26 protein-coding genes are annotated in these 24,896 nt (G+C 70.2%); 16 read left to right on the forward strand and 10 right to left on the reverse strand.

What is annotated here, in order from left to right:
* Positions 1 to 61 precede the first annotated feature (61 nt).
* Both DEJ12_RS08555 and DEJ12_RS08560 read left to right on the forward strand, forming a co-directional pair.
* Positions 62 to 1,165: a DUF6177 family protein gene (locus DEJ12_RS08555; protein ID WP_111029676.1), complete on the forward strand. Its 1,104-nt coding sequence runs from the start codon at positions 62 to 64 to the stop codon at positions 1,163 to 1,165.
* A gap of 40 nt (positions 1,166 to 1,205) precedes the next feature.
* Positions 1,206 to 1,502 carry a hypothetical protein gene (locus tag DEJ12_RS08560; protein WP_139196596.1) on the forward strand — a complete coding sequence of 99 codons (297 nt, stop codon included), beginning with the start codon at positions 1,206 to 1,208 and terminating at the stop codon, positions 1,500 to 1,502.
* A gap of 36 nt (positions 1,503 to 1,538) precedes the next feature.
* On the opposite strand, the gene DEJ12_RS08565 is transcribed toward DEJ12_RS08560, so the two are convergent.
* Both DEJ12_RS08565 and DEJ12_RS08570 read right to left on the reverse strand, forming a co-directional pair.
* Positions 1,539 to 3,584 (reverse strand): cytochrome c oxidase assembly protein, encoded by a 2,046-nt coding sequence (locus tag DEJ12_RS08565; RefSeq protein WP_111029677.1) that lies wholly within the window; start codon positions 3,582 to 3,584, stop codon positions 1,539 to 1,541.
* A gap of 52 nt (positions 3,585 to 3,636) precedes the next feature.
* Positions 3,637 to 4,728 carry a GNAT family N-acetyltransferase gene (locus DEJ12_RS08570; protein ID WP_181433157.1) on the reverse strand — a complete coding sequence of 364 codons (1,092 nt, stop codon included), beginning with the start codon at positions 4,726 to 4,728 and terminating at the stop codon, positions 3,637 to 3,639.
* Positions 4,729 to 4,811: 83 nt separating this feature from the next.
* Between DEJ12_RS08570 and dcd the strand changes: the two genes are divergently transcribed.
* The 4 genes from dcd to DEJ12_RS08590 all read left to right on the forward strand — a co-directional run bounded on the left by dcd (position 4,812) and on the right by DEJ12_RS08590 (position 6,794).
* On the forward strand, positions 4,812 to 5,399 hold the full coding sequence (gene dcd, locus DEJ12_RS08575; RefSeq protein ID WP_027464935.1) for a dCTP deaminase: 588 nt from the start codon (positions 4,812 to 4,814) through the stop codon (positions 5,397 to 5,399).
* Between the two features lie 54 nt (positions 5,400 to 5,453).
* Positions 5,454 to 5,969 carry a helix-turn-helix domain-containing protein gene (locus DEJ12_RS08580; RefSeq protein WP_111029679.1) on the forward strand — a complete coding sequence of 172 codons (516 nt, stop codon included), beginning with the start codon at positions 5,454 to 5,456 and terminating at the stop codon, positions 5,967 to 5,969.
* Positions 5,966 to 6,313 carry a DUF86 domain-containing protein gene (locus tag DEJ12_RS08585; protein WP_111029680.1) on the forward strand — a complete coding sequence of 116 codons (348 nt, stop codon included), beginning with the start codon at positions 5,966 to 5,968 and terminating at the stop codon, positions 6,311 to 6,313. Before DEJ12_RS08580 ends, DEJ12_RS08585 begins: the two co-directional genes overlap by 4 nt.
* A gap of 172 nt (positions 6,314 to 6,485) precedes the next feature.
* On the forward strand, positions 6,486 to 6,794 hold the full coding sequence (locus DEJ12_RS08590; RefSeq protein WP_111029681.1) for a DUF86 domain-containing protein: 309 nt from the start codon (positions 6,486 to 6,488) through the stop codon (positions 6,792 to 6,794).
* Between the two features lie 217 nt (positions 6,795 to 7,011).
* On the opposite strand, the gene DEJ12_RS08595 is transcribed toward DEJ12_RS08590, so the two are convergent.
* The 7 genes from DEJ12_RS08595 to idi form a co-directional block, all read right to left on the reverse strand.
* Positions 7,012 to 7,383, reverse strand: a complete 372-nt coding sequence (locus DEJ12_RS08595; RefSeq protein ID WP_111029682.1) for a hypothetical protein — start codon at positions 7,381 to 7,383, stop codon at positions 7,012 to 7,014.
* 157 nt (positions 7,384 to 7,540) lie between these two features.
* Complete coding sequence (locus DEJ12_RS08600; protein WP_111029683.1) at positions 7,541 to 8,647, reverse strand: sugar-binding protein; 1,107 nt, start codon at positions 8,645 to 8,647, stop codon at positions 7,541 to 7,543.
* A gap of 61 nt (positions 8,648 to 8,708) precedes the next feature.
* Positions 8,709 to 10,001 (reverse strand): sugar ABC transporter permease, encoded by a 1,293-nt coding sequence (locus DEJ12_RS08605; RefSeq protein WP_111029684.1) that lies wholly within the window; start codon positions 9,999 to 10,001, stop codon positions 8,709 to 8,711.
* Positions 9,998 to 11,521: a multiple monosaccharide ABC transporter ATP-binding protein gene (mmsA, locus tag DEJ12_RS08610; protein WP_111029829.1), complete on the reverse strand. Its 1,524-nt coding sequence runs from the start codon at positions 11,519 to 11,521 to the stop codon at positions 9,998 to 10,000. The genes DEJ12_RS08605 and mmsA overlap by 4 nt, the downstream gene beginning before the upstream one ends.
* Before the next feature lie 865 nt (positions 11,522 to 12,386).
* Positions 12,387 to 13,406: a LacI family DNA-binding transcriptional regulator gene (locus tag DEJ12_RS08615; protein WP_017886425.1), complete on the reverse strand. Its 1,020-nt coding sequence runs from the start codon at positions 13,404 to 13,406 to the stop codon at positions 12,387 to 12,389.
* Positions 13,407 to 13,522: 116 nt separating this feature from the next.
* The gene (locus DEJ12_RS08620) at positions 13,523 to 14,572 is read right to left on the reverse strand and encodes a magnesium and cobalt transport protein CorA (protein WP_111029685.1); all 1,050 of its coding nucleotides are present in this window, start codon (positions 14,570 to 14,572) and stop codon (positions 13,523 to 13,525) included.
* Between the two features lie 246 nt (positions 14,573 to 14,818).
* A complete protein-coding gene (idi, locus tag DEJ12_RS08625) occupies positions 14,819 to 15,361 on the reverse strand; it encodes an isopentenyl-diphosphate Delta-isomerase (RefSeq protein ID WP_110864939.1) in 543 nt (180 codons plus the stop codon).
* Between the two features lie 21 nt (positions 15,362 to 15,382).
* Between idi and DEJ12_RS08630 the strand changes: the two genes are divergently transcribed.
* The 7 genes from DEJ12_RS08630 (at position 15,383) to DEJ12_RS08660 (ending at position 21,816) form a co-directional block, all read left to right on the forward strand.
* A complete protein-coding gene (locus DEJ12_RS08630; RefSeq protein ID WP_071404931.1) occupies positions 15,383 to 16,441 on the forward strand; it encodes a polyprenyl synthetase family protein in 1,059 nt (352 codons plus the stop codon).
* A complete protein-coding gene (locus tag DEJ12_RS08635) occupies positions 16,438 to 17,376 on the forward strand; it encodes a squalene/phytoene synthase family protein (protein WP_111029686.1) in 939 nt (312 codons plus the stop codon). Before DEJ12_RS08630 ends, DEJ12_RS08635 begins: the two co-directional genes overlap by 4 nt.
* Positions 17,373 to 19,013 (forward strand): phytoene desaturase family protein, encoded by a 1,641-nt coding sequence (crtI, locus tag DEJ12_RS08640; protein WP_111029687.1) that lies wholly within the window; start codon positions 17,373 to 17,375, stop codon positions 19,011 to 19,013. The genes DEJ12_RS08635 and crtI overlap by 4 nt, the downstream gene beginning before the upstream one ends.
* Positions 19,013 to 19,345 carry a lycopene cyclase domain-containing protein gene (locus tag DEJ12_RS08645; protein ID WP_027464925.1) on the forward strand — a complete coding sequence of 111 codons (333 nt, stop codon included), beginning with the start codon at positions 19,013 to 19,015 and terminating at the stop codon, positions 19,343 to 19,345. The genes crtI and DEJ12_RS08645 overlap by 1 nt, the downstream gene beginning before the upstream one ends.
* Entirely contained in the window at positions 19,342 to 19,776 is a 435-nt protein-coding gene (locus tag DEJ12_RS08650; protein WP_181433156.1) for a lycopene cyclase domain-containing protein, read from the forward strand. The genes DEJ12_RS08645 and DEJ12_RS08650 overlap by 4 nt, the downstream gene beginning before the upstream one ends.
* Positions 19,773 to 20,699, forward strand: coding sequence for a prenyltransferase (locus DEJ12_RS08655; protein WP_071404934.1), 927 nt, complete (start codon positions 19,773 to 19,775; stop codon positions 20,697 to 20,699). Before DEJ12_RS08650 ends, DEJ12_RS08655 begins: the two co-directional genes overlap by 4 nt.
* A 73-nt stretch (positions 20,700 to 20,772) precedes the next feature.
* Positions 20,773 to 21,816, forward strand: coding sequence for a Gfo/Idh/MocA family protein (locus tag DEJ12_RS08660; RefSeq protein ID WP_111029689.1), 1,044 nt, complete (start codon positions 20,773 to 20,775; stop codon positions 21,814 to 21,816).
* A gap of 170 nt (positions 21,817 to 21,986) precedes the next feature.
* On the opposite strand, the gene DEJ12_RS08665 is transcribed toward DEJ12_RS08660, so the two are convergent.
* The gene (locus DEJ12_RS08665; RefSeq protein WP_111029690.1) at positions 21,987 to 22,727 is read right to left on the reverse strand and encodes an MBL fold metallo-hydrolase; all 741 of its coding nucleotides are present in this window, start codon (positions 22,725 to 22,727) and stop codon (positions 21,987 to 21,989) included.
* 63 nt (positions 22,728 to 22,790) lie between these two features.
* Between DEJ12_RS08665 and DEJ12_RS08670 the strand changes: the two genes are divergently transcribed.
* The 3 genes from DEJ12_RS08670 (at position 22,791) to DEJ12_RS08680 (ending at position 24,895) form a co-directional block, all read left to right on the forward strand.
* Positions 22,791 to 23,306, forward strand: a complete 516-nt coding sequence (locus DEJ12_RS08670) for a hypothetical protein (protein WP_110864933.1) — start codon at positions 22,791 to 22,793, stop codon at positions 23,304 to 23,306.
* A gap of 4 nt (positions 23,307 to 23,310) precedes the next feature.
* On the forward strand, positions 23,311 to 24,342 hold the full coding sequence (locus DEJ12_RS08675; RefSeq protein WP_111029691.1) for a YihY/virulence factor BrkB family protein: 1,032 nt from the start codon (positions 23,311 to 23,313) through the stop codon (positions 24,340 to 24,342).
* Between the two features lie 61 nt (positions 24,343 to 24,403).
* Positions 24,404 to 24,895, forward strand: a complete 492-nt coding sequence (locus tag DEJ12_RS08680; RefSeq protein ID WP_027464919.1) for a VTT domain-containing protein — start codon at positions 24,404 to 24,406, stop codon at positions 24,893 to 24,895.
* Position 24,896: the final 1 nt, after the last annotated feature.

Raw genomic sequence — 24,896 nt, forward strand, 5'->3', positions numbered from 1 at the left:
CAGGTGTCGCCCCCGTGTGTACCGTCCAGGGAGTTCCAGCCCCGAACCGAGGAGGACCCGGATGGTCAGGCATCCCCTCATCGACGACGTGGTCGGCTCGGCGATCGTGGTCGAGTCCGCCTCGCCCGTCGTGTGGCTGACGGACGCGCTCGCCTCGCTGCTCCGTCGGTCGGCGGACGCCGGACGGACGGTCGTGCTCCGCACCGGCCGGGCCGCGGCGATCACCCCGGCGCTCCGGCACGCGCTCGGCGCGTACGGCGCCGCGTGGGCGGTGTCCGACTTCGACGGCACGCTGCGTGACGGCCGGACCGGCGTCGCCGCCTCCGACATCGAGGACTTCGTGCACCGCGGCCCCGAACTCGTGGGCACCCCGTCGCCCGAGCACCCCGTCTCGGCCGACTCGGTGCGACAGATCAGCATCGACCTGACCCTCCGCCACCACCCCGGCCGTGCGGTCGACATGGGCTCCGCGATCGAGGCGCTGTGCCACACCGTCGGCACCTGCCCGACCCGGTGGGGCACCGCCGAACCGCTCACCGTGCCGTGGGACCGCTGGGTCGTCACGCAGTACGCGAAGCACGAGGCACCCGGCATCTCGACCTCGTACGCCGTCGGCGAGGGGTTCTCCGCGACGATGACCGCGCACCTGGTCGGCGGGGTCGTCGTCGAGACGATGTCCGCCGTGCTCACCGTGCCCGAGGAGAACACCGACCCGGGCCTGGCGAACCGGATGTTCGACGCCGTGCAGCGGGTCGCCGACCAGGTCGTCCCCGTGTTCGGCGTCGTCATGCAGCGCCGCGGCGACGCGGACCACCTGGTGCGGGCCGTCTCGCACGGCGAACCGTCGCCGCTCGCCGTCGTCGTGGGGCCCGAGGCCGCCGGCTTCCTGGACCGCGACGGCGTCTGGCCGCCACCGCGCACCACGACCGCGACCTTCGCAGCCGGCTCGGCCGCCCGCCCGGATGCCGACGCCGCTGACGACGGCGGCATGATCGTCCGCTTCGAGGACGGCTGGGAAGCGCTCGAGTCGTTCCTCGACCGCATCGACGAGGACCGCTTCCTGCAGCTGGTCGGTGGCGCACCGCTCGACCCCGCGCACGACGAGGGCACGCTCGACGGCCACGTCCGCGACGACCGGATGGTGGGCGGTCAGGGTGCCGCGTGACGTCACCATCCTCTGCCGCCAGCCGGTGGAGACGCGCGAGGTGGCGGAGGCGCTCCTGCTGCACGACGAGACCTGGGGTGTCCGGGCGCTCGACGACGGCCCGATGATGCAGGTCTGCCGTGACGCCACCCACCCGGTGATCACCGTGCTCGGCGTGCGCCGGGTGGACTCCTTCGACGAGGTCGAGCGGATCCTGCCGGACGCCCCGACCCTGGCGACACCGCTGTGGTGGGTCGACACCGTGACCCCCGCCGGACCCGACGGGGAATCGGGGATCTCGGCCGCGCTCGAGGCCGCGATGGACCTGGACGCGGTCTGCATCGTCCACGGGGACTGACCGGGGCAACGCCCGCCGTGTGACCGGTGCTGCGGGTCAGTCCCGCTTGCTCATCGCCGCCAGGCGCTCGTTGTACGCCTTGAGGTCGGCGTCACCGTCGCGGTCGGCCTTGCGGTCGAGGCGCTTCGCGTCGCGCTTGTCCGAGCGCATCCAATTCCGGACGACGAGCAGGGCCACGAACACCATCGGGAGCTCCGAAGCGCCCCAGGCGATGCCGCCGCCGGTGTGCTGGTCGTCGAGCAGTGCGGCGTCGTTCGTCTGGCCCAGCGCGTGGAACCAGTCGATCGCGAACACCGACTGCGACGTCATGACCGCGACGCCGAAGAACGCGTGGAACGCCAGGGTGGCCAGCAGGGTGATGATGAGCATCGGGTACGGCGGGCGCTGGGGGCCCGGATCGACGCCGACGAAGACCCAGAAGAACAGGTAGCCGCTCAGGACGAAGTGGATGATCATCGCGACGTGCCACTCGTGCGACTGCATCGCGGCCTGGTACGCCGGCGTGAAGTAGAACACCACGAGGGACCCGGCGAAGATGATCCCCGCGACGGCGGGCTTGCCGAGGAACTGCATCCAGCGGGAGTGCACGAAGAGCATGAGCCACTCGCGGGCGCCGCGTGAGCCGTCGTTCCGGACCGGCAGGGTGCGGAGCGCGAGCAGCACCGGGCCACCGAGCACGAGCGGCAGCGGGACGAACATCATCAGCAGCATGTGCTGGAGCATGTGCGACGAGAAGTGGATCATGCCGTACACGGCGGGGCCGGCCGACGTGGTCCAGATGAACAGGGCGCAGCCGATCAGCCAGGCGATGGTGCGCCCGACGGGCCAGGCGTCGCCGCGCTTCCGGAGCTTGCGCACCGCCAGCAGGTACCAGACGGCCCCGACGACGGCCAGGCCGAGCCACACCCAGTCGATGTGCCACTGGGTCAGGTAGGTCTGCGTGGTCTGTGCCGGCGGGAACGGGAACCCGATCAGGCCGGAGCGGGTGTCCTCGCCCGTCGCCGGGGTCTGCGGGATCGGCGGCTGCGAGCGGGACACGGCGACCGAGACGCCGATGGCCACGGCCATGAACACGATCTCGGCCAGCGCGAACCGGGTGAACAGGCGGCGGTCGAGCGGCGCGCGGAGGAGCCCGGGCACGAGCTTCCGGCGCTGCACGATCCCCGCGACGCCGAGCAGCACGAGGATGAGCGCCTTGACGGTGATGAGCCAGCCGTACGTGGTCGTGAACAGGTCGAGCGGGCCGGTCAGACGCAGCGACGCGTTGACGATGCCGGAGAACGCCACGGCCCCGAACGACCAGCCGGCGAGCGTCGAGTACCGGGCGATCACGCGTCCGGTCGCGCCCTTGGTGCGGGTGCGGAGCAGGACCACGGCGACCAGGCCACCGGCCCACACGCACACCCCGACCAGGTGGATCGCGAGCGAGTTCACCGCGTTCGCGTGCTCGAGCGACCCGGCGGCGTGACCGGACAGGGCCAGGGGGAGCAGGGCGAACAGGCCGATCACGGTGGCGAACGCCAGGGTCGTCACCCGGGTGGCGAAGGCGGCCACCACCGTGGCGACGAGGATCGCGGCTGCCGACACCACGAGCGCCTGGCCGATCTCGACCTGGAACGCGAAGAGCATGAAGTTGCGGGCGAACACCGGGCTGGTGAGCGGGACACCGAGGGTGTTCGCGCCGGTCAGGACGATGCTCACCGCGGCGGCCAGGAACCAGACGGCGCCGGTCGCCGCGGCCCACCGGGTCGCACGGTGCTGCACGCTGGACAGGGCGCCGTGGTCCTTCTTCTGCGCGGGCAGCGCGAAGGCGGCGACGATGAGGAGCCCGATGGTCAGCGCCGCCATCGTGTCGTGCACGACGCGGGCGATCGGCAGGCCGTACTCGACGACCTCGCCGGCGGACACCAGCTGCTGGCTCGCGCTGAAGGCACCGGTGATCGTCAGCCCGAGGATCGAGCACGCGACGGCCAGCGGGATCGCGATGACGAGGACCGTCGCGACGGTGGACGAGCGCCCGGTGGTGGGGGCGGCGTCCGGCGCTGACCCCGTGGGCTGGGTTTCGGGTGACGTGACGGTCATGACCGTCCAATCGTAGGCGTGTCGGCTGGACGGCGGCCCCTCGGATGCGCGCTCAGACCCGCCGTTCCCAGATGCCCTCGCAGCCGACGCCGACGAACCCCACTGCCTCGTTCACGTCGAGCATGTGGCGGTTCTCCTCCGCGTTGAACGTGATGACCGAGGGACGCCCCGGGAACCGCCGCTCGAGCTCCTGGATCCCGACGACCTTGAGCAGCCAGCCGAGCCGGTGGCCGCGGTGCTCGCGGAGCACCAGGGTGTCCCACTGCTGTGCCGGCCGTGCGGGGTCGTCCGGCACGGACAGCTGCGTGAAACCGGCCAGGCTGGTGGTCGGCAGGTGCTCGACGGCCACGGTGAGCAGGGTGCGCGGTGCCCGGGCGAGCTCGTCCTCGTGCTCCCGGAGTCGTTCGGCGGTCCAGACGTCCTCGGGCTCCTCCATGTCCCCGGCGGGCGCGTCGGTGCTCATCCGGGTCTCGAGCAGGGCGATGCCGTCGAGCCACTGCTCCGGCGTCCGACCGGTCCAGGCGTGCACGCGGTACTCCGACCCGGCGGCAGCAGACGCCCGCTCGTGCAGTCCGCGCACCACGGATGCGTCGGCGGGCAGCGGGAGCCGGCTGATCCGGTTCACCTGGCCGAAGTGCCAGCCGCGGGCGGTCAGGAACCGTACCCCGGCCTCGTCCTCCGGGACGGCGCCGAACCCCGTCGGGGCCTGCACGTACCCGGGACCGGACGCGGGCCCGACCTGCCGTGAGACGGCGTACGTCTTCCACTGCGTGCGGCCGTCGGCGCGGGCCATCGACTCCAGGTGGTCGGCGAGCAGCGTCCCGACACCGCGGCGCTGGTGCTCGGGGACGACGCCGACCGACAGCCAGCAGTTGGTGGTGCCGGGCTCCTGCTTCGTGTCGTACGAGCCCGCACCGACCACGGTGCCGCGGTCGTCGCGGGCGACGACGAGCCGGCTCGGGGCACCCGGCTCTCGGCACAGCGGCAGGTACTCCTCCGGCGTCCAGGCCAACTCGTGCAGCCCGTGCACGGCGGCTTCGGCGCCGTCGGACACCGCGAGCCACTCGGCGAAGGTCGCGACGGTCGCCGGGTCGTCGTCCATGGCGGCGGGCACCGTGATCTCGTCGACGGTGTACGTGGTCATCACTGCTCCGAACGCCGCCCGCCCGGGTGGTGGGCAGCCTGGCAGCATACCGGCGCGACGCGCGCTGCCGCTAGGCTTCGTCCGTGCTGCTCTCCGACCGCGACATCACCGCCCAGCTCGCCGAAGGCCGGATCGGCCTCGACCCGTACGACGCCTCGCTCGTCCAGCCGTCGAGCATCGACGTCCGGCTCGACAAGTTCTTCCGGCTGTTCGACAACCACAAGTACCCGCACATCGACCCCGCGGTGGACCAGCCCGACCTGACCCGCCTGGTCGAGACCGACCCGGACGAGGCGTTCGTGCTGCACCCGGGCGAGTTCGTCCTCGGCTCCACGTTCGAGGTCGTGACGCTGCCCGACGACATCGCCGCTCGGCTCGAGGGCAAGAGCTCGCTCGGTCGCCTCGGCCTCCTGACCCACTCGACCGCGGGCTTCATCGACCCCGGGTTCTCCGGGCACGTGACGCTCGAGCTGTCGAACGTCGCGACGCTGCCCATCAAGCTGTGGCCGGGGATGAAGATCGGACAGCTGTGCTTCTTCCAGCTGTCGAGCCCGGCTGAGAAGCCCTACGGTTCCGCCGAGTACCAGTCCCGCTACCAGGGCCAGCGTGGCCCGACCGCGTCCCGCTCGGCGCAGAACTTCCACCGGGCGGACGTCTCCGACCCGCGCTGAGCGTATGCCGCTCCGGCGGCGGACGAAATGTTGGATGCTGTGTATCGTTGCAGCATGTCCGCTGTTCCCCCACGGTCCGCCCCGCCGCTGTCGGCCGCGGTGCTCATCCGCGATGCCCGTGAACGCGCCGAACTGACCCAGGTCCAGCTCGCCCAGCGCGCCGGCGTCACGCAGAGCGTCATCAGCACGTACGAGAACGGTCGGCGCGAACCGTCCCTCGCGGCCCTGCAGCGGATGCTCCGTGCGGCGGGCTTCACGACGACGATCGACCTGCAGCCGGTCGAGGAGCCCCCGCCGCTCCTCGAGCGCGTGGTCGCGGCCCGGCAGGACCTCCTCGAGATCGTGCAGCGGTTCGGCGGGCGGAACCCCCGGATCTTCGGCAGCGTCGCGCGGGGTGAGGACGGCCCGGACAGTGACGTCGACCTGATGGTCGACGTCGACGCGGGGCTCGGCATCTTCGCACTGATGCGCATCCAGGACGCCGCCGAACGGTTGCTCGGAGTCCGCGTCGACGTCGTCGACGCCGCGGGCATGCGCCCCGGGGTCGTCCGGACCGCGGTGCCGCTGTGAGTGCGCAGCCCGGCATCCGCCGTGCCGTGGCCGACCGCCTCGACGACGTCATCCGGGCGTGCGAGGCGATCCGGCGCTACATCGACGACGAGCGGGTGCCCGAGGACCTTGTGCACGACGCGGTCCGGATGCGCCTGGTCGAGATCGGTGAGGCGGTCCGGGTGCTCCCCGCCGGGGTCACCGCGAGCGAGCCCGGCATCCCGTGGTCGCGCGTGTCCGACCTGGGGGAGCGGCTGACCCGGCGGTACTTCGACACGACGCGTGCGCTGGTGTTCGGCACCGCCCGCACCGACGTCCCGCACCTCGCCGACGCCGCGCGCCGGTTGCGCGCGGCCCACCCCTGACGGACGCGGGCGCGGACCGGGCGCGGCCACTTCACCCTGATGCGGATCCAGGACGACGTCGAACGACTGCTCGGCGTCGACGTGACGGTCTCGGACGCGTCGGACGTCGGGCCCGAACGGTCCGCCGGAGCCGTGTCGCCGTGACGCCCGACACGGACCGCTGTCTCGACGAGTGCTGCACTCCTGCGCTGCGATCGACCGGTACGTGCACGAGGACTCGGCACCCGATGCCATGCTCGTTGACGCCGTCCGGATGCGGCTGGTCGAGATCGGTGCCGCGGTGGGTTCCCTGCCCGCCGCGGTGACGGCGACGGAGCCGGACATCCTCTGGGCGCGGCTCGCCCACATCGGCGACCAGGTGACCGTCGGAGGCGCGGCGGTGTCGGACGCCGTCCTGGTCGAGACGGCACGCACCGACGTCCCGCGGTTGCGAGCGGCCGTCGAGCGGCTAAGCGCGTACCGCGCCCACCGGGGCGACTGAGGGACGGGAGGCGCGTGGCGGGCCCGCCACGCGCCTCCCGTCCGACCGTCAGCAGTCCCGACGGCCGCTCCTGCCCCTCCAGCAGACGGCCGTTCTCGTTCCTTGCTGCGCTTCCTCGGGTTCTCGCGCCAGGGCACAACCTCCCGCGCCGTCCCGGGACATGCGGCGACCCCCGCCAGAAGGGCGAGGGCCACCGTGATCCAGCCTCAGTTCCGCATCAGAGGCCGAAGATGCCCGGCGCGCCGCCCGCTCCGGTCACGCTCGGCACCCAACGGTGCTCGGACTTGAAGACCGGGTAACCAGGATTGGCTTGCTTCACGGTCAACACGTAGTTGCTGCTGCGCTTCCAAGCCGTGGGGTACGTCTTCCCCCCGGTCACCGTGTAGAACTGCCGAACTTCGACCCGGAGTGCCCCCCGGCAGTTCACGGCGTTCGTGTCTGCGCCGCCGTTCGTGGACGAGTGCCCGACCGCAGAGCCGCCAGGGCACGTCTGCGCACTCGTCCCGACGGCTTGCGCCGGGATGGCACCCACCGTCAGGATGGCCCCCGTCGCTACGGCAACGGCCGCGAGTTTAATCATCAACTTCATGTCGATCCCCTTTGATCTTTCGATGAGAACTCATCTGGGGCAAAAGTAGACCGGTACGAGCCGCTGCGCAGTCCACGATTCGGCCGACCGATCGCGTACCCCCCCTCAACGAGAGCAAGCCCACCTCGATCGAGGTGGGCTTGCTCTCGGTTAGGAGCTACTGACCTGCTTTTGCCAGGTCCTCGAGGGTGTCGTTGCCCTTGTAGGCCTCGACCGCGTTGTCCTTCGTGACGAGGACCGGTGCGAGCTCGATCGCGGGGACCGTCTTCACACCGTTGTAGTTGTTCGTCTTGTCCATCTTGGTCTCGGGCTTGTCGCCCTTCGACAGGGTGGAGACGAGGTCGACGGCAGCCTGGGCTTCCTTCGTGGTGTCCTTGAAGATCGTCGAGTACTGCGTGCCCTGCATGATGAGCGGGATCGACGCGGTCTCCGAGTCCTGCCCGGTCACGACGGGGTTGTCCTTGCCGGCGGCCTTGGTCGCGGTGAGGATCGCACGGGCGAGGGTGTCGTTCGGCGACAGGACGCCGTCGAGCTCGGTGTCACCCGTGTAGTACTGCGCGAGCAGGTCGGTCATGCGCGACTGGGCCTTCTGTGCGAGCCAGCCCTGCGTGACGACCTTCTGGAACGTGGTCTGACCGGAGACGACCTTGATGGTGCCGTCGTCGATCTTCGGCTGGAGGACGTCCATCGCACCGTTGAAGAACACGGTGGCGTTGGCGTCGTCCGGCGAACCGGCGAAGAGCTCGACGTTGTACGGCTTGTCGCCCTTCTTCTCCTCGAGGCCCTTGAGTAGCGCCTCGGCCTGGAGCTGACCGACCTTGAAGTTGTTGAACGCCACGTAGTAGTCGACGTTCTTCGTGTTCAGGATGTTGCGGTCCCAGGCGATGACGACAGCACCAGAAGCCTTGGCCGACTTGACCTGCGCGGTCAGCTGCGAACCATCGGCCGCGCCGATGATGACGGCCTTGGCGCCCTTGGTGATCATGGTCGCGATCTGACCCTGCTGGTCCGGGACGGGGCCGTCTGCCTTCGCGTACTGGATGTCGGCTTTGAATCCGGCTTCCTCGATCGACTTCTTGAACGCCGCACCGGCGAGGACCCAGTTCTGCGAGGTCTTGGCGGGCAGGGCGACGCCGATGAGGTCGCCCTTCTTGATGGTGCTGGTGCTGCCGGCGTCGTCGGACGAGCCGCGTGCCGAGCAACCGCTGAGGGCGAGGCCCGCGATGAGCGCCAGGCTGAGGCCGGCGACGATCTTCTTGCGCATGTGATTGCTTTCTCTTCGTTGAGGAGGTGTGGGGCCGGGGCCCCGGTGTGGGGAGTTGGGACTAGGGGAGGGTGATCTTGTCGGGCTGGTCCTCGATGGACCGCGGCTGCTGGGCGGACACCGTGTTCTGCTCGGTGTCCTTCCGCTGGAACTGCCGCATCATGCCCCCGATGAGGGACGGGCGACCCTGCGACTTCGAGTACACGTCGAAGGCGACCGCGACGAGCAGGACCAGACCGCGGATGATCTGCACCTTGTTGGACTCGAGGCCCATCAGCTGCAGGCCGTTCGACAGCAGCGCCATCACGAGACCACCGATGATCGATCCGGAGATCGTGCCGACACCACCGGCGACCGCTGCACCACCGACGAAGACGGCGGCGATAGCGTCGAGCTCCCAACCGGTGCCGTCCGCGGGGCCAGAGGCGCCGGAGTAGGCGACGAAGACCATGCCGGCGATCGCGGCGAGGACCGACATGTTCATCATGACGAAGAAGTTGACCTTCTTCGCGGAGACACCCGACAGGACCGCGGCGTTGGCGTTGCCACCGACGGCGTAGACCTGGCGACCGAAGATCGTGTTCTTCGTGACGAAGCCGTAGACGATGGTCAGGACACCGAGGATGATCGCGACGACCGGGACCGAGGTGCCGACCGGGCCGGCGCCGAACAGGTACGTGGCGACGAGCGTGACGGCCACCAGGATACCGGTGCGGACGACCGAGACCCACAGCGGCGGGACCTCGGCTTGCATCTTCTTGCGGCGGCCACGGCCACGGGCCTCGATGATGATGAGCGCGAGGATCGTGGCTAGACCGATGAGCAGGGTGCCGTTGCTGAAGCCGAAGTCGGGGCCGAAGTCGCCGAGGAAGCCGGCGCCGATCGGGATGTAGTCGTTCGGGACCGGAACGGACGTCGAGTTGCCGATGATCTGGTTCACACCGCGGAAGATGAGCTGACCGGCCAGCGTCACGATGAAGGCCGGGACCTTCACGAACGCCACCCAGAAGCCCTGCCAGGCACCGATCGCGGCACCGCAGGCCAGGCCAAGGAGGATCGCTGCCCACACCGGGAAGTCCCACACGGCCATGGACTGCGCCACGACGATGCCGACGACCGCTGCGACCGAACCGACCGAAAGGTCGATGTGCCCCGCGATGATGACCATGACCATGCCGAGCGCCAGGATCAGGATGTAGGAGTACTGCAGGAACAGGTTGATGACGTTGGTCGGCTCGAGGATGAGCCCGTTCGTCGTGATCGAGAAGAAGATCAGCAGCACGATGAGGGCGATGATCATGCCGTACTGGCCGATGCTGTTGCCCTTGCCGAAGAGCAGTTTCAGGTTGTTCATGAGGCGGTGGCGCCCTTCCGCGCGGAGGTCATGCTGCGCATGAGCGATTCGGGATCGGCCTGGTCGGCCGGGAGGTCAGCGGTGATCTGGCCCTCGAAGATGGTGTAGATCCGGTCGGAGAGACCGAGGAGTTCGGGGAGCTCGGACGAGATGAGGATGATGCCCTTCCCCTCGGCGGCGAGCTGCTGGATGATCCCGTAGATCTCGAACTTGGCACCCACGTCGATGCCGCGGGTGGGCTCGTCGAGGATCAGGATGTCCGGGTCGGTGAACATCCACTTGGACAGGACGACCTTCTGCTGGTTGCCACCAGAGAGCTTGCCGACGTTGTCCTCGACGCTCGGCACCTTGGTGCGGAGCATCTTGCGGTACTTCTCGGCGACCGAGTACTCCTCGAGCGAGTCGACGACACCGGCCTTCGAGATCTTCTTCAGGTCGGCGGCGACCGTCGAGCGCTTCACGGTGTCGAGCAGGTTCAGGCCGAGCGCCTTGCGGTCCTCGGAGACGTAGCCGATGCCGTTCTCGATCGCCTGCTGGACGTTCGTGACCTTGATCTCGCGGCCGTCCTTGATGATCTGGCCGTCGAGCCAGGTGCCGTAGGAGCGACCGAACAGGCTCATCGCCAGCTCGGTGCGTCCGGCGCCCATCAGGCCGGCGAAGCCGACGATCTCGCCCTTGCGGACGTGGAAGTTCGATGCCTTGCAGACCAGACGCGACGGGTCGATCGGGTGCTGCACCGTCCAGTTGCGGACCTCGAAGAAGGTCTCGCCGATCTTCGGGGTGCGGTCCGGGAAGCGCGACTCGAGCGAGCGGCCCACCATGCCGCGGATGATGCGGTCCTCGTTGACGCCGTCCGCCTTGACGTTGAGCGTCTCGATGGCCTTGCCGTCGCGGATGATCGTGATCTCGTCCGCGATCTGCTCGATCTCGTTGAGCTTGTGGCTGATGATGATGCTCGCGATGCCCTTGGCCTTCAGCCCGACGATCAGGTCGAGCAGGTGCTGCGAGTCGTTCTCGTTGAGCGCGGCGGTCGGCTCGTCGAGGATCAGGAGCTTGACGTCCTTGTGTAGGGCCTTCGCGATCTCGACGAGCTGCTGCTTGCCGACACCGATGTTCTTGATCTGCGTGTCCGGGTCGTCGGCCAGGCCGACGCGGGCGAGCAGGTCCTGCGCACGGAGCTGTGCGGCGGTCCAGTTGATGACGCCACCGCGGCTCGGCTCGTTGCCCAGGAACAGGTTCTCGGTGATCGAGAGCTCCGGGACGAGCGCCAGCTCCTGGTGGATGATGACGATGCCGGCCTGCTCGGACTGCTTGATGTTCGAGAAGCGGACTTCCTCGCCCTCGTAGACGATCTCGCCGCTGTAGGTGCCGTACGGGTAGACGCCCGACAGGACCTTCATCAGGGTCGACTTGCCGGCGCCGTTCTCGCCGCAGATCGCGTGGATCTCGCCGGCGCGGACGCTGAGGGAGACGTCGGCCAGCGCCTTCACACCAGGGAACTCCTTGGTGATCGAGCGCATCTCGAGGATCGTCTCGGGTGCGGTGATCGACCGGGTCTCGAGGCCGGTGTCGATCGGGGTTGACGCCACAGTGCATCTCCTTCTGCCGCTTCGGTGCGGCAGTGTGTTCGGGTGGTTCTGCTGCGGCAGCGAAAGCACAGGGGGCCTGTGTGGACTTCGTTGTCGCGTCCGGATCCGGCTCGGTGTGACGCTCATGTGAACGGTCACATCGGCTGGACGGAGGCAATTTACGCACAGCCTCGGTGCGGCTGTCAATTCGGATTGGTCGCGTTTTCGTAACGGCGTGCGTGATCCGGAGGGAACGTCCCCCGGGTTGGGGCCAGGGGGCTCGGGAACGGGCGTTTCGTTGCGCGAATCCGCATGCGCGGCCGGGAGGCTCGTGGCGGGCCGGCCACGGGCCTCCGGTCCGCTTCGTGGTCGCGTCCGGAGCCGCGCTCGCCTCGTCGGAGCGGGCCTGCCTGGCGCTTCCGGGCGTCCCTGGTCGGAAGTTCGTGGCAGGTACGCCCGTTTGTGGCAGGTACTCCTGGGTGGCCGGGTGGTTCCGGGCGTACCGGGTCGTTTCGGGCGTACCTGGTCGGAAGTTCGTGGCAGGTACGCCCGTTTGTGGCAGGTACTCCTGGGTGGCCGGTTGGTTTCGGGTGTACCGAGACGTTTCGGGTGTACCCAGTCATTCCGGGCGTACCTGGTGTCTTCGGGCGTACCTGGTCGGAAGTTCGTGGCAGGTATGCCCGTTTGTGGCAGGTACTCCGGGGCGGCCGGGTGGTTCCGGGCGTACCGGGTCGTTCCGGGCGTACCGGGTGTCTCCGGGCGTCCCTGGGCAGAAGTTCGTCGCAGGTACTCGGGGCGTGGCGCGGCCCGAGGTGCGTCAGCGCGTGCGGGGCGCGCTCGTGGAGGCGCGCACGACCAGCTGCGGGACGATGTCGATGGGGCGGAGCAGTTCGCCCTCACTCGGCAGCAGCAGGTCCACGCAGCGCCGCCCGAGCTCGGCGAAGTCGACCTGCACCGTGGTGAGCGGTGGCCAGAAGTGCTTCGCCTCGGGGATGTCGTCGTAGCCGACCACGGACAGGTCACCCGGGACGTCGAGCCCGTACGAGCGCGCTGCGTGCATGACGCCGAGCGCCATCTGGTCGTTCGAGCAGAAGATCGCGGTGCAGTCCCGCCACCGCAGCAGCTCGCGGCCGGCGTGGTAGCCGAAGTCGGCGGTCCAGTCGCCCAGGATCGGTGGCGCGACGGCCATGTCGCGGTCGGACATCTCGCGCAGGAACCCCTGCATGCGGGCGTCGGCCTCGATCCAGTCCTGCGGTCCGGCGATGTGCCGCACGTACTCGTGACCCAGGTCGAGCAGGTGCGCGGTCGCGAGTCGTGCGCCCTCCATCTGGTCCACCCACAGGGCCGTCGGGTCCTCGCCGACGCTGGCGCGCATGGTGACGTAGGGGGTGCGGATGCCGAGCTCCGCGATCAGGTCGAAGACCCGCTGCTGGGGCGCGATGACGACGATGCCCTCGACGTCGAGGTCGAGCAGGTGCCCGAGTCCTTCCCGCACGGCGGCATCGGTCGCCTCGGCGATGTTCGCCGTCGTGACCGAGTAGCCACGGAGCATCGCGGCGTCCTCGATCGCCTGCAGTGCCACGGCCGGACCGTAGTGGGCGCGGCGGGCCGTCAGGACGCCGATCGTGTGGGTCCGGCTCGTGACCAGGGCGCGTGCGGCCCGGTTCGGCCGGTACTGCAGCTGCTCCATGGCCGCCAGGACCTTGTCGCGTGTCTCGGCCCGGATCGCGTCCGAGTTGTTCAGCACCCGCGAGACGGTCTGGTGCGAGACGCCCGCGATCCGTGCGACGTCACGGATGCTGGGCGAACGCGGTTGCTGTGTCCGCGATGACGCCATTGCTGCTCGTTTCCGCCCGGGTGTCGTGGCACATCGATGTGCACGTTCACATCCAGGCCAGATCATTATGCACGTCCGGCGGATCGACGCCACCTGTGCGCCGATCCGCCGTCGGCTCAGAGCCAGTTGCGCTTGCGGAAGATCGCCCAGAGCACGCCCATCAGCAGGAGCATGCCGAGGATCGCGACCGGGTAGCCGTAGTGCCAGTGCAGCTCGGGCATGTGGTCGAAGTTCATCCCGTAGACACCGGCGATCAGGCCGGGTGCGAACAGGATCGCCGCCCACGACGAGATCTTCTTGACCTCCTCGCCCTGGCGGTGTGCTGCCCGGGCGAGTTGCCGGCTCTCCTCACCCTGGGCCAGGCTCGCGCTGGTCATCCGGCGCATCGCCTCGTTCTGCTCCTGCGACACCAGGGTGGCGTGCAGGGTCAGGGCGTTCTCGAGCAGGGCGCGGAACGAGTCGACGCGCTCCGTGACGCGGAGTGCGTGGTCGTGCACGTTGCGGAGTCGGTGCTGCACGTCGTCGTCCACGCCGTACTTGTCCGCACCGCGGAGCAGCCCCGTGACCATCGCCGGCACCGGAGTGGTGGCCCGCTGGAACGCGAGGACCTCGCTGAGCAGCTGGTAGATGCGCTTCGACACCCCCGGGTCGACCTGCCCGGCGAACAGCTGGTCCTCGATGGCGTCGATCTGCTCCTGCAGGACCTGGACGACGGGGCCGTAGCCGTCGACGACCTCGTCGAGCACGGCCGCGGTCACGGCCTCGGACCCCTTCGCCAGGAACTCCGGGTCTGCCTCGACCTGTGCCCGCAGCACCGCCAGGTCGGGTCGGGCGGCGTGCCGGACACTCACGACGAAGTGGTCGCCGACGAACAGGTGCACCTCGCCGAACTCGACGGTGCCCTCGGACGGGTCAAACCAGGCCGGCCGGAGCACCAGGAACAGGGTGTCGCCGTAGCGCTCGAGCTTGGCGCGCTGGTGTCCCTTGCGGGCGTCCTCGACGGCGTTCTCGTGCAGGTCGAACTCGTCGGCTACGGCCTCGAGCTCGTGCGGGTCGGGCCGGAGCAGCCCGATCCACGTCAGGTCGCCACGAGCCGGGCGCGACAGGGTCGACGGAGACTCCACGCGGCGTCCCCGGACGTAGATCGCGTTGTCGATCAGTGCCATGTGCGTGCTCCTTCGGTGGGGAGCAGGCGGGCGCGATGGCGCCCCGGAGGCGATCCGGGGCGGGGCAGGGTCAGCGAGCGGGCGCGACGACCGACAGGGGCGGCCGGCCCGATCGAGGATGGTCACCCGACATCGCGCCTCACCTGCCCTTCTCGTCTCGTCGTGGCGGCGCCCAGAGCGCTGCCGACGGTCGAGCGTACGCCTGCGGCACGGGTCGGACAACCCGTCGCGGCAGGCGCAGGAGCGTCAGCGCGTGACGTGCAGCCCGGCGGTCTCGAGCTCGGCGAGCTGCCACCCGAGCCACGGGCTCCAGGCGAACGGCGCGCCGGCGACGGCCTGTCTGAGAGAGTCCTCGGACACCCATGCCCACTCGGCGACCTCGTCGTCCGCGGGAGCCGGAGTGTCGTCGGTCACGGCACGGAAGACGGGGCAGACCTCGTTCTCGACGATGCCCGAGGCGTCGACCGCGCGGTACCGGAACTCCGGCAGCACGACCTCGACGTCGCGCACGGTGATGCCGAGCTCGCGGGAGGCCCGACGGCCGATGGCGTCCTCGAAGGACTCGTCCGGACCGGGATGGCCGCAGAAGGTGTTCGTCCACACCCCCGGCCAGGTCTTCTTCGACAGCGCTCGTCGGGTCACCAGGACGTCGCCGTCGGTGTTCCGGACGTGGCACGAGAAGGCCAGGTGCAGGGGCGTGTGGGCAGTGTGGACCGTGAACTTGTCCGCCGTGCCGATCGGGGTACGGTCGTCGGCCAGGAGCACCACGGATTCAGGGAAAGCGTTCATCTGAGTCGATAGGTTAGGCCAATGAGCGAGGAAGCGACCACCGTGCCGCACATCGACCTCGCGCTCGTCGACGACTGCCTCGAGCGCTTCTTCGCCGTGTCGTCGGCACGCGCCGAGCGCTACGGCCGACCGTCCGAAGAACTGTGGCGCGTGCTCCGCAAGGCGAGCATGGGCGGCAAGCGCTTCCGGCCCCGCATGGTCATGACCGCGTACGCCGGCATGGGCGGCACCGACGTGCACGCAGCCGCCAACGTCGCGGCGGCCTACGAACTCCTGCACACCGCACTCGTGGTGCACGACGACGTCATCGACCGCGACTGGTCGCGCCGCGGGCAGCCGAACGTCGCCGGGTCCTTCCGCGACAACGGGACGACGGGCGGCCTGCCGCTGCCGACGGCCGAGCACCGGGGGATGAGTGCCGCCGTGATCGCCGGTGACCTGGCCCTCGCCGGTGCGCCCCGCTTCATCGAGGCCGCTGGCGTCGACGGCACCCGCCGCGAGCGGCTGCTCGAACTGCTCGACGAGGCCGTGTTCGCCAGCGCCGCCGGCGAGATGACCGACGTCGACCTGGCACTCGGCGTGATGCCGACGGTGGACGAAGTCCTGGCCATGGAGCGGGCGAAGACGAGCGTGTACTCGTTCGAGGCCCCGCTGCAGTCCGGTGCCGTCCTGGCCGGCGCCGACGAGGAGATCGTCACCGCCCTCGGGGCCTTCGGCCGCGAGATCGGGATCGCGTACCAGATCGTCGACGACCTGCTCGGGGTCTTCGGCGACGAGACCATGACCGGCAAGACCGTGCTCGGCGACCTGCGCGAGGGCAAGCGCACCATGCTGATCGCGTACGCGGCGACCACCGACTGCTGGCCCGACCTCGAGCCGTACCTCGGCGACCCGGACCTGACCGAGGCCCGCGCGGACGAGGTCCGTGCGACCCTGGTCTCCTGCGGTGCGCGCGGCGCCGCGGAAGCACGTGTCGCCGACCACACCGCACTCGCCCGGGCCGAGCTCGCCCGGCTGCCGTACGACCTCGCCGACCGCCTGGAGGCCCTCGTGACCGAACTCGTGGAGCGCGCCCGGTGACCCACAGCACCACCACGGCGACCGGATCCCGTCCGGCTCGCCTCCAGCTCTACGACGCCACGGCCGAGGCCGCGTCGGGGGTCGTCATCGACCGGTACTCGACGTCGTTCGGCTTGGCGAGCCGCATGCTCGCCCGCGACACGCGCGAGCACATCCGGAACGTCTACGCGTTGGTCCGCGTCGCGGACGAGGTCGTCGACGGCCCCGCGACCGAGGCCGGGCTCGACCGCGAGCTCGCCCGCACGGTGCTCGACGAGCTCGAGGCCGACACCGAACGGGCCATCGCGCTCGGCTTCTCGGTGAACCCGGTCGTCCACGCGTTCGCCCGCACCGCCCGCGCCACCGGCTTCGGCGCCGAGCTCACTGCCCCGTTCTTCGCCTCGATGCGCATGGACCTCGACCGCACCGAGCACGACGACGCCTCGTTCGCCGCGTACGTGTACGGCTCCGCCGAGGTCGTCGGCCTGATGTGCCTGCGCGCGTTCGTGTACCGCGCCGGTCGTCCGACGTTCGACCAGGCCGAACTCGTCGCCGGGGCACGTGCGCTCGGCGCCGCGTTCCAGAAGGTGAACTTCCTGCGTGACCTGCACGCGGACTTCGAGGTGCTCGGTCGCTCGTACTTCCCGGGCGTCGACATCCGGTCGTTCGACGAGGCCACGAAGAACCGCCTGGTCGCCGACGTGCAGGCCGACCTCGACCACGCAGCACGCACGATCCGGCTGCTGCCGGCCGACGCCCGCAACGCCGTCGGACTCGCCCACGCGCTGTTCCAGGAACTCAACGACCGACTCGCGCGCACCCCGGCGAGCCGTCTCGTCACGACGCGCGTGCGCGTCCCCAACCCGGTGAAGGTGCGCCTCGCGGCGCAGGTCCTCGCCGGACGCGCACCGCTCCGGTCGCGCGTCACCACCCACCGGCCGGGAGGCTCCTCATGACCCCGCCCCGCGCCTCCCGACCGACGACGGTCGCCACCACCACCCGGCGCAAGGTGCCCGCTCGCCGCGCCGTCGTCATCGGCGGCGGCATCAGCGGCCTGGCGGCCGCCGCGCTGCTCGCACGCGACGGCTTCTCGGTGACGGTGCTCGAGCAGCGCACGCAGCTCGGTGGCCGTGCCGGCTCGTGGGAGCAGGACGGGTTCCGGTTCGACACCGGGCCGTCGTGGTACCTCATGCCCGAGGTCTTCGACCACTTCTTCCAGCTGCTGGGAACGTCGGCCGAGGCCGAACTCGACCTGGTGAAGCTCGACCCCGGCTACCGCGTCTACAGCGAGGGCCACGACGAGCCGATCGACCTGCGCGCCGACGCCGAGGCCAACATCGCGCTGTTCGAGTCCATCGAGCCCGGTGCCGGCGAGCGGATGCGGAAGTACCTCGCGTCGGCCGAGGACACCTACACGATGGCCGTGCGCCGGTTCCTCTACACGAGCTTCCAGGACCTCACGAAGCTCGCCGCACCCGATGTCCTGCGTCGTCTGCCCAAGCTCGCGCGCCTGCTGCTCGAGCCGCTCTCCACCTTCGCCGAGACCGCGGTGCGCGACCGTCGCCTGTGGCAGATCCTCGGCTACCCGGCGGTGTTCCTCGGCACGAGTCCGTACGCGGCACCGAGCATGTACCACCTGATGAGCCACCTCGACCTGGCCGACGGCGTGCTCTACCCGAAGGGCGGCATCACCGAGGTGATCTCCGCCGTCGAGCGGGTCGCCCGGGCCGAGGGCGCGAAGATCATCGCCGGTGCGAAGGTCGAGCGGATCGTCGTCGAGGACGGCGTCGCCACCGGGGTCGTCCACCGCGACCGCGACGGCGTGCAGCACACGGCCCCCGCCGACCTCGTGGTCAGCGCTGCCGACATGCAGCACACCGAGATGCAGCTGCTCGAGCGTGAGCACCGCACCCACGGTGCCGACCACTGGAAGAAGCGCGACCCGGGCCCGAGCGCGGTGCTCGTGTACCTCGGCATCGACGGTCCGACGCCGGGCCTGCTGCACCACACCCTGATGTTCACCGCAGACTGGAAGGCGAACTTCGGCGCGATCTTCGGCGACGACCGGCACGTGCCGGACCCCGCCTCGATCTACGTCTGCGCCCCGTCCGAGACCGACCCGAGCGTCTCCCCGCCCGGTACCAGCAACCTGTTCATCCTGGTGCCGCTGCCCGCCGACCTGTCGATCGGCAAGGGCGGCATCGACGGTGCCGGTGACTACCAGGTCGAGCAGATCGCCGACCGTGCCATCGACGTGCTGGCCGAGCGCGCCGGGGTGCCGGACCTGCGCGACCGCATCCGGGTCCGACGGACGATCGGACCGCGCGACTTCGCCGACGACCTGAACGCCTGGAACGGCTCGATGCTCGGCCCGGCGCACACCCTGAAGCAGAGCGCGTTCTTCCGCGAGAAGAACGCGTCGAAGAAGGTCGAGGGGCTGTACTACGTCGGTGCCTCGACGATCCCGGGCATCGGTCTGCCGATGTGCCTGATCAGCGCCGAGGTCCTGCTCAAGCGCATCCACGGCGACCGGAGCACCGAGCCGCTGCCGACGCCCCTCGGGGCCCCGCGGGACCGGACCGAGACCGTCTGATGCCCGGGGTCTACCTCGCCGGCCTGGTGGTGTCCCTGGTCGGCATGACCGTGCTGGACGCCCGCTTCCGGCTGTTCTTCTGGCGGGCACCGTGGCGGGCGGCGGCCGTGATGGTCGTCGGCGTCGCGTTCTTCATGGTGTGGGACGTCGCCGGTGTCGCTGCCGGCATCTTCTTCATCGGGCCGCAGAACCTGCTCACCGGGGTGCTCCTGGCGCCCGAGGTCCCGCTCGAGGAACTCTTCTTCCTGCTGCTGCTCTGCTACTCGACGATGGACCTGGTCGGCTTCGTCCGGCCCCTGGTGCAGCGGGCGACCGATCGGCGGCGCGCGTGAACGGCACCGGGGCGTACGCGCTCCTGGCCCTGCCGTTCTTCGGCGTCACGGCCGTCGTGGCCGTGGTCGCCGGCGTCGTCGCCGCCCGCCGGGCCCGTGCGGCGGGTCGACGGCCCGCGGTCGGGCGCCGGGTTGCGGTGCTCACGTCCGTGATCGCCGGCGTCGCGTTGCTGGTGATGACAATGGTGTTCGACAACGTCATCGTCACGCTGCGGATCGTCGCCTACGACCCCTCGCTCATCAGCGGTGCGAAGATCGGTGCGATCCCGGTCGAGGACCTCGCCTACGCGATGTCCGCCATCGTGCTGCTGCCCAGCCTGTGGGTCCTGTTCGACCGGACGGGCGCACGCGACCGGACCGGCGCACGCGACCGGACGGGCGCGCGCCCCGTGCTCGGCCCGACCACAGCACCAGCAGAGGACATGAAGTGAACGCCAGCACCGCCTCCAGGCCGTCGACCCTGCGTGCCCTGTTCGTGTCGTCGCGCCCGATCAGCTGGGTGAACACCGCCTACCCGTTCGGCGCCGCGTACCTGCTCGGCAGCGGGGTCGGCGTCGAGGGCGGCGGCGGGTTCTCGCTCGTCGCGTTCCTGGTCGGTGTCGTGTACTTCCTGGTGCCCTACAACCTGGCGATGTACGGCATCAACGACGTCTTCGACTACGAGTCCGACCTGCGCAACCCGCGCAAGGGCGGCGTCGAGGGCGCCCTGCTCGACAAGAGCGTCCACCGAACGACGCTGTGGGCCGTCGTCGTCACGAACGTCCCCTTCCTCGTCGCGCTCGTGGTGCTCGGCGCGGTCAGCGGCAACGGGCCGTGGTCGTGGCTCGTCCTGGCGATCAGCGTGTTCGCGGTCATCGCGTACTCGGCACCGGGGCTGCGGTTCAAGGAGAAGCCGTTCCTCGACTCGCTGACGTCGAGCACCCACTTCGTCTCGCCGGCGATCTACGGCCTCGCCCTGGCGGGCCCGCACTGGACCGGCGAGCTCGTCGCCGTGTGCATCGCGTTCTTCCTGTGGGGCGTGGCCTCGCACGCGTTCGGTGCCGTGCAGGACGTCCTGGCCGACCGCGCCGGCGGCATCGGCTCCGTCGCGACCGTGATCGGCGCACGGGCCACCGTCCGCCTGGCCTTCGTCGCCTACCTGGTCGCCGGCGTCGCGCTGCTGTTCTCGGCGTTCCCCGGGCCGATCGCCGCGATCGTGGTCATCCCGTACGCGCTCAACGTGCTGCCGTGGTGGAACATCACCGACCAGGGCGCCGAGGCCGCGAACGCCGGGTGGAAGCGCTTCCTCTGGATCAACTACCTGGCGGGCTTCATCGTCACGATGGCACTCATCGCGTACGCCTTCACGCACTGACAGACTGGACGCACGCACCGCGGCGTCCGTGGTGCGTCACCAGTCACGACGGCAGTCACGAAGGAGTGCGCGCATGAGCGTCCGGATCATCCACGTCGGTCTCGGAGGGTGGGGCGGCAACTGGGCCCGCACCGCCATCCCAGAGGTGTCGGAAGTGCAGGTGGTCGGGATCGTCGACCCGTCGGCACCGACGCTCGAGGCCGTGCGGACCGACCTCGGGCTCCCGGCCTCCGCGGCGTTCGGGTCCCTGACCGAGGCGCTCGCCGCGGTGGAGGCCGACGCCGTCGTCATCACCGCCCCGGCCGTGACGCACGTGCCGCTCGCGCTCGAGGCCCTCGACGCCGGCAAGCACGTCCTGGTCGAGAAGCCGTTCGCCAACACCACCGACGAGGCCGTCACCGCGGTCCGTCGCGCCGAGGAGCTCGGTCTGGTGCTGCAGGTCAGCCAGAACTACCGCTGGTACCCGGCACCGCGGGTCGTGCAGGAGATGCTCGAGGCGGACGTCGTCGGCGAGGTCTCCGCGATCAACGTCGACTTCCGGCAGTGGGACAACGACCAGCCCGCCGAGACGTACCCGCACTACCGGTTCCCGCACGCGATGATCAACGACATGGCGATCCACCACTTCGACCTGCTCCGGATGATCACCGGGCAGGAGGCCGTCCGGGTCTTCGCCAAGGCCAGCTACCCCGCGTACAGCAAGTACCAGGACGAAGCGATCGCCTCGATGATCATCGAGCTCGACGGCGGCACGGTCGTCAACTACCGCGGCAGCTGGCTGAGCCGCGGCCCGCGCACCGCCTGGGCCGGGGAGTGGAGCATCGAGGGCGAGGACGGCGAGCTCTGGTTCACGAGCCGCGACGGTGAGCCGAACGCGGTCGACGGCGACCGGGTCACCGTCCGCCGCACGCAGGACGACGTCGCCGAGCCGGTCGAGCTCCCCGTGCTCGCGCACACCGACCGCCAGGGCGGGCTGCAGGCGTTCGCCCGCTCGGTGCAGGGCGGCCCCGCTCCGGAGACGAGCGGTCGCGACAACCTCCGGAGCCTCGCGCTGATGGAGGCCGCCGGCCGCTCCGCGGCGTCCGGCCTGCCCGAGGACGTCGTCGTCCCGTCCTGACCGCACCCACCCACGGCCTGGAGGCGCGGGGCGGGCCCGCACCGCGCCTCCAGGCCGGCCCTGGTCGCGTCCACCGCGTCAAAGCGACAGTGGGTTGCGGAACGTTCGCGGCATACTGTCGCTTTCGCGAACCAGACCCGGTGCGGTCCGCCTGATCTGTCGCTCGCGCGTCAGGCGGCGCCGGCCACCCGCCGCGCCTGCGCGACGGCCCGCCGCACGCCGAGCGACCAGCCCGGCCCGTGGCCGGGCAGCACGTGCTTCGCCTCGGTGTCCGCGAACCGGTCGAGCGACGCGACAGCCGTGTCGACGTCGGAGGTCGCCGCGGGTGCGACGATCCGCGGTCCGATCCCGCCCGTGTACGGGTCGAAGGTGACGAGCGCGTCCCCGGCGATGACGGCGTCGCGGTCGGCGAAGTGCAGCGCCACGTGGCCGTCGGTGTGCCCCGGGGTCTCGATGATCCACGGGTTGCCCGGCACGTCGGCGCGGCTCTCCAGCGGCTCGGTGTCCGCGATGCCGTCGACCGTGACCGCACCGGCCAGCAGCATCCGGCCCAGGGGGCGCAGACCACCCGGGTGGAGCGCCACGAACCCGAAGCGGTTCGTCTGCGGTCGGTACGAGTACGGGTGCGCGGCGAGGTGCCGATCGCCCGGGTGGACGAACACGGGCGTGCCCCAGTCGCGGTGCATCCGCGCGGCGGTGCCGACGTGGTCGAAGTGCCCGTGCGTGAGCAGGAGCCCCTCGACCTGGTCGGGCGTGTAGCCCAGGTCGTGCACGGCGAGCTGCAGGTGCGGCCACGCGGCGGGCAACCCCGCGTCGACGACGAGCAACCGATCGCCGGTCTCGACGAGGTACGTGTTGGTGTGTGCGATCTCGAGGCGGTGGATCCCCTCGGCGGCGTCCCGGAAGAGCATGTGCGGCACGGTAGACGCGGCCTGCTGGGCACGATCCCGGGTGGGACGTGTACGAAATGGGGAATGGCCAAGGACAGTCTGCCCGAGCTCGAACTCGCCAACGTGCGCACCCGCGAGGGCATCACGGACACCGTGACGGAGCTGAAGCGACGCGCGGACCTGCCCGCCCGGACGCGGCTCGCGGTCGCCAAGACGAAGCAGCGGTGGCACCGCGACCCCACGCCCCTGGTGGCGATGGGCATCACCGGGCTGACCGGTGTCGCGGCGATCGTCCTCGGCATCGCGCTGCGGAACCGCCCCGCCGGGCACCTGGCCCAGCCGCCGGCGAACTCGGCCTTCACCGCGTTGCTGCCGTTCGGCGCGCGTGGCGACGCCCCCTCGGCGAAGGAGCAGGCGCAGGCAGGTCGCAAGGGCCGGAAGGCGCGGGCCAAGGCGGCGGAGGAAGCCCTGGAGCAGGACCCGGCGCACCGCGCCCGCGTGAAGCAGCAGGTCGGCATCGCGGCGGTGCAGCGACGGGCGAACAAGAACCGCAAGCAGGCGGTCAAGCGGTCGAAGCAGGCCGTGAAGGCGAGAGGGTAGTCACATGGCGCACGAAGAGCACAAGCCGGATCCGGACGACGCCCGGAAGCCCGACAACCCCACCGACCTCAAGAAGCCGACGCTCCTCTACACGCTGAAGAAGACGCTGCGCGAGTTCACGAGCGACCAGTGCACCGACCTGGCGGCGAGCCTGACGTACTACTCCGTGCTCGCGCTGTTCCCCGGGCTGCTGGCGGTCGTGTCGATTCTGGGCCTGGTGTCGGACCCGGCGAAGACCATCGAGACCCTGCTCCAGGTGATCCGCAACGTCGGCGGCGGTGACGTCGCGAGCCTGCTGAAGGAGCCGGTGAACGGCCTGGTCCGCTCGCCCGCTGCGCCGGTGACGTTCATCGTCGGTCTGCTCGGCGCCCTCTGGTCGGCCTCCGGCTACGTCGGCGCGTTCGGCCGTGCCATGAACCGGATCTACAACGTCCGCGAGGGCCGCCCGATCTGGAAGCTCCGCCCGACCATGCTCGGCGTGACCGTCACCACCATCGTCCTGCTCGTGGTCGGTCTGCTGGTCCTGGTGAGCGCGCCGCTCGCCCGCAGCTTCGGCGACGTCATCGGTCTTGGCGACGTGGCCGTCACCGTCCTGTCGATCGTGCAGTGGCCGATCCTGCTCGTCATCGCGATCATCGTCGTCGCGGTGCTCTACTACTGGTCGCCGAACGTCAAGCAGCCGAAGTTCACCTGGGTCAGCGGTGGCTCGATCCTGGCGCTCCTCATCTGGATCATCGCCAGCGTCGGCTTCGGGTTCTACGTCGGGAACTTCTCGAACTACAACGCCACGTACGGCTCCCTGGGTGGGGTCATCGTGTTCCTGCTGTGGATCTGGATCACGAACAACGCCCTGCTCTTCGGTGCCGAGTTCGACGCCGAGATCGAGCGTGGTCGCGAGCTGCAGGCCGGCATCCGCGCGGAGGAGGACATCCAGCTCCCCGAGCGCGACACCCGCCAGATCGAGAAGCAGGACGAGAAGCGGGCGCAGGACGTGCTCGAGGGCATCCGCATCCGCCAAGGCGTCGACAACGACTGACCGCGGCTCGTCCGACCACCGCTGACGGGCGCTCTCCGGGTCGGGGCGCTACGGTGCGAGCGTGCCGTCCTTCCTCGAGGGGCTTCCGTTCCGGTGGCTCGTCCTCGCGCTCTTCGTGATCGTGTTCTGCCGTGCGCAGGCCACGTACTGGGTCGCGCGGCTCGCGGTGACGGGGGCGTCCCGATCGCGGTGGGGCGGCTGGCTGCGGTCACCGGCGGTCCGCCGCGGGTCGGCGCTGCTGGATCGCTGGGGGTTGCCCGTCGTGACGGTGAGCTTCGTCGTGGTCGGCCTGCAGACGGTGATGAACGCCGCAGCGGGGCTGGCACGGGTCGCCTGGTGGCGGTACACGATCGCGATGGTGCCGGGGTGCGTGGCATGGGCGTTCCTGTACGCGACGGTCGGGCTCGCCGTGTTCTGGGCGGTCGTCGCGGCGCTCGCCGGTTCGCCGTGGGGCATCGCGGCGCTCGTGGGCCTGGTGGTCGTCGCCGGCGTCGCGCTGACGGTCCTGCGTCGTCGTCGCGACCGCACAGGAGGCCCGGCCCGGCTTCCGTAGG

The organism is Curtobacterium sp. MCLR17_059, assembly GCF_003234665.1.
Lineage (GTDB): Bacteria > Actinomycetota > Actinomycetes > Actinomycetales > Microbacteriaceae > Curtobacterium > Curtobacterium flaccumfaciens.